The sequence below is a fragment of the Maribacter sp. genome (assembly GCF_049667165.1).
Classification (GTDB): domain Bacteria; phylum Bacteroidota; class Bacteroidia; order Flavobacteriales; family Flavobacteriaceae; genus Maribacter_A.
On the sequence record NZ_JBATHS010000192.1, the window covers coordinates 1 to 3834 of the forward strand.

The 3834-nt window shown below is 44.5% G+C and carries 2 protein-coding genes and 1 pseudogene; all 3 read left to right on the top strand.

The window, feature by feature from the left end:
- On the top strand, nt 1-851 hold an 851-nt coding region (locus tag WBM98_RS09850; RefSeq protein ID WP_424365851.1), incomplete at its 5' end, for a GH92 family glycosyl hydrolase.
- Between the two features lie 8 nt (nt 852-859).
- Nucleotides 860-3187: a GH92 family glycosyl hydrolase gene (locus WBM98_RS09855; protein ID WP_424365852.1), complete on the top strand. Its 2328-nt coding sequence runs from the start codon at nt 860-862 to the stop codon at nt 3185-3187.
- Between the two features lie 160 nt (nt 3188-3347).
- Nucleotides 3348-3834: pseudogene (locus WBM98_RS09860) on the top strand (GH92 family glycosyl hydrolase); the annotation flags it as partial.

A 3834-nucleotide genomic window follows, 5' to 3' on the forward strand; every position in this document is an offset into this window, starting at 1 on the left:
CGATGGAGTATGCCTATGATGATTGGTGTATTGCCATGTTCGCTAAGGATTTAGGACATGAACAGGATTATAAGGAATTTTTAAGGCGTTCCGAAAACTGGAAGAACCTCTACAATGAAAAAACCTCATGGCTGCAACCTAAAAGTGAAAAAGGCAGTTTTATTACACCGTTTGTCCCCAAGGAATATTCCCCCTATTTCTGCGAAAGCAATGCATGGCAATACTACTGGTTCGTGCCTCAGGATATTGAAGGACTTATAGCAAAAACAGGAGGAAAGGTGCGTTTTAACCAAAAACTCGATTCCATGTTCACCTATTTTCCACAAGCGGGTGACAAACTCCCGATTTTCAGTACGGGAATGATCGGGCAGTATGCCCATGGTAACGAACCGAGCCATCATGTGGCGTACTTGTACAATTATTTGGATCAGCCATCAAAGACCCAGACCTTGGTACGGCAAATTCTGGAAGAACAATACGCCAACGCCCCCAATGGCCATTGTGGCAATGAGGATTGCGGGCAAATGTCCTCTTGGTATATTTTTGGGGCACTGGGTTTCTATCCCGTGAATCCCGCACAGGGCGTCTATGATTTGGGAATCCCCTTATTTGAAGAGGCTGAGGTATCCGTAGGCGGCGGTAAGGTTTTCAGGATTATCCAAAAGAATTTCTCAAAAGAAAATAACTATGTAGAATCCGTAATTTTAAATGGGGTTACCTTAGATAGGAATTTTATAACACACAAAGAGGTTATTGCGGGTGGGGAATTGGTTTTTGAGATGACCAACGACCCGAAAAAGGCAGATGGTAAAAAATTAAAATCCCCGGAAAGAAATAAAATATACAGATAATTATGGGAATGGGAAGTCAACTAAAAATAAGCATGGTAGGTCTTGTAACACTATTTCTTTTTTCTGCCTGTGAAGAAAAGAAATCGAGTGAAGTAGCAAAGGATAGCGAGCATGTAGAGGATGTGGTGGGATATGTAAATCCCCTAATGGGCACCGATTCGGATTTCAGCCTTTCGAACGGGAATACCTATCCGGCCATTGCCACCCCTTGGGGCATGAATTTCTGGACGCCCATGACCTCAAAAATGGGTGATGGATGGACGTATAAATACCATGACAAAAAAATCAGGGGCATTAAACAAACCCACCAACCCAGTCCGTGGATCAATGATTATGCGGCATTTTCACTAATGGCGGTCACGGGTGATTTAAAATATCAGGAAGATGAACGGGAATCTTATTTTTCACATAAGGCAGAAACCGTACGTCCTGATTATTACAGTGTGTATTTGGCCGATTATGATGTAGTCGCCGAGGTTGCGCCCACCGAAAGGGCAGCCCACTTTAAGTTTACGTTCCCAGAAAATGAAAAGTCCTATATTATGTTGGATGCCTTTAATAAAGGGGCTATGGTAAAGATTTTGCCCAAGGAACGAAAAATCATCGGGTATTGTAGAAATAACAGTGGCGGAGTTCCTGATAATTTCCATAATTATTTTGTGGCCGAATTCGATACCGATTTTGAACTGAACCATACTTGGACTGACGCATGGAAACTGATGGAAGGTTCACGTGACGCCAAAGGGGATCACGTAGGGGCCATTATCGGGTTCAAAACCAAAAAAGGACAGGCCGTACATGTAAAAGTGGCATCTTCCTTCATCAGTCCTGAGCAGGCACAGTTGAATTTGGATAGGGAGATCGGGGAAGATACTTTCGAGGCTACCAAGCAAAAGGCCACTGCGGCCTGGGAACAGGAACTGGGGCGGATCGAGGTTACTTCCTCCAATACAGACGACCTGAAAACTTTCTATACCTGTTTGTACCGGGTGCTGTTGTTCCCCAGGAAATTCTATGAATTCGATACGGACAACAATGTAGTGCATTACAGTCCATACAACGGCAAGGTCGAAGCGGGGTACATGTTTACCGATAATGGGTTTTGGGACACGTTTAGGGCGGTATTCCCATTCTTCAATATGATGTATCCCGATCTTAATGCCCAAATCATGGAAGGCTTGGCCAATACGTACAAAGAATCAGGATGGTTGCCCGAATGGGCGAGTCCGGGCCATCGCGATTGTATGATCGGTTCCAATTCGGCACCTATAATTGCCGATGCCTATTTGAATGGGGTAAAAGGTTTTGATGCGGCTATGCTACTAAAAGCCGTATTAAAAAATGCCACCATAAGCGAGGGTAGGCCCGTCAATAGTGTGGGCAGGGCAGGACTTGATTATTATAATGAGTTGGGATATGTACCCTATGACGTGGGGATTAATGAAAATGCAGCCCGTACCTTGGAATATGCTTATGCCGATTTTACGATTGCACAAATGGCGAAATCGATGGGGAAGGATAGTCTGGCCCAAGTGTTTTATGATAAGTCAATGAACTACAAAAATTTGTTCGACCCATCGACAAAATTGATGCGGGGAAAAAATAAGGACGGTAAGTTTCAATCTCCGTTCAATCCCTTAAAATGGGGAGATGCCTTCACCGAGGGCAACAGTCTGCACTATACCTGGTCGGTTTTTCATGATGTGCAGGGGCTTATCGATCTGATGGGAGGTGATACGGAGTTCGTGGGAATGTTGGATGGGGTTTTTGAAATGCCACCGCATTTTGATGATTCCTATTACGGGTTTACCATCCATGAAATACGGGAAATGCAGATCATGAACATGGGGAACTATGCCCATGGCAATCAACCCATACAGCATATGATCTATTTGTACGATTATGCCAAGCAACCATGGAAGACCCAGGAAAAAGTAAGGGAAGTATTGACCAAATTATATACCCCGAACCCAGATGGGTATTGTGGGGATGAGGATAACGGTCAGACCTCGGCTTGGTATGTGTTCAGTGCCATGGGCTTTTATCCTGTGGCCCCGGCCACCAATCAATATGTCATAGGAAGTCCACTTTTTGATGAGGTGAAACTGCATTTGCAGAACGGGAACACCTTTACGATCCATGCAAATTCCAACGGAAAGGGTAGGCCTTATATTCAAAGTGCTTCGTTGAACGGAGCCAATTTCAACAACACATGGATTGGCACCGAGACGGTTCAAAAGGGAGGCACCCTGTCTTTTGAGATGGGTAGTGCACCCAATAAAAATTGGGCTGTTTCTAATGAGGCGCTCCCCTATTCCCTGAGCACTTCGAAATGATATGTTAGGGAAGGGTACCAAATGACTGAACGCCTTCGAATATAGATTGCAACGTACCATGGTTTTATAAAATGTAATGAAAAAATCTCGCCTATTTATAATGAACAAAAGCCGCTCGATACTAACCACAGTGATAGTTGGTTTGCTCTATAGTTCGTCTATGGCTCAGCAAACCTCTGTCGACTATGTGAATCCATTTATAGGAACCTCCAATTTCGGTACGACCAATCCTGGTCCTATTGCTGTTCGCGGTATGGCGAATGTATCCCCTTTTAATGTGGCGGGACCCCAAAATTTACCGTTGGAGAAAGACAGTCGATGGCTTTCAACACCATATGTACATGAAAACAAATTTTTGACCGGTTTTAGTCACGTTAACCTTAGCGGTGTGGGTTGCCCAGAACTCGGTGTTATTTTGGCGATGCCGACCATGGGCGAAATCAACACGGATTACCTGCAGTATGGCAGTACCTATTCCGACGAAAAGAGTACGGTCGGGTATTACTCCAATGTCCTGGATAAATACAACATAAAGGTCGAGGCAACGGCGACAACCAGGGTTGGGGTCAGCAAGTATTCTTTTCCTGAGGGCGCCTCGAATATACTCTTGAATTTAGGATTGGGACTTACCAATGAGGAAGGTGCCC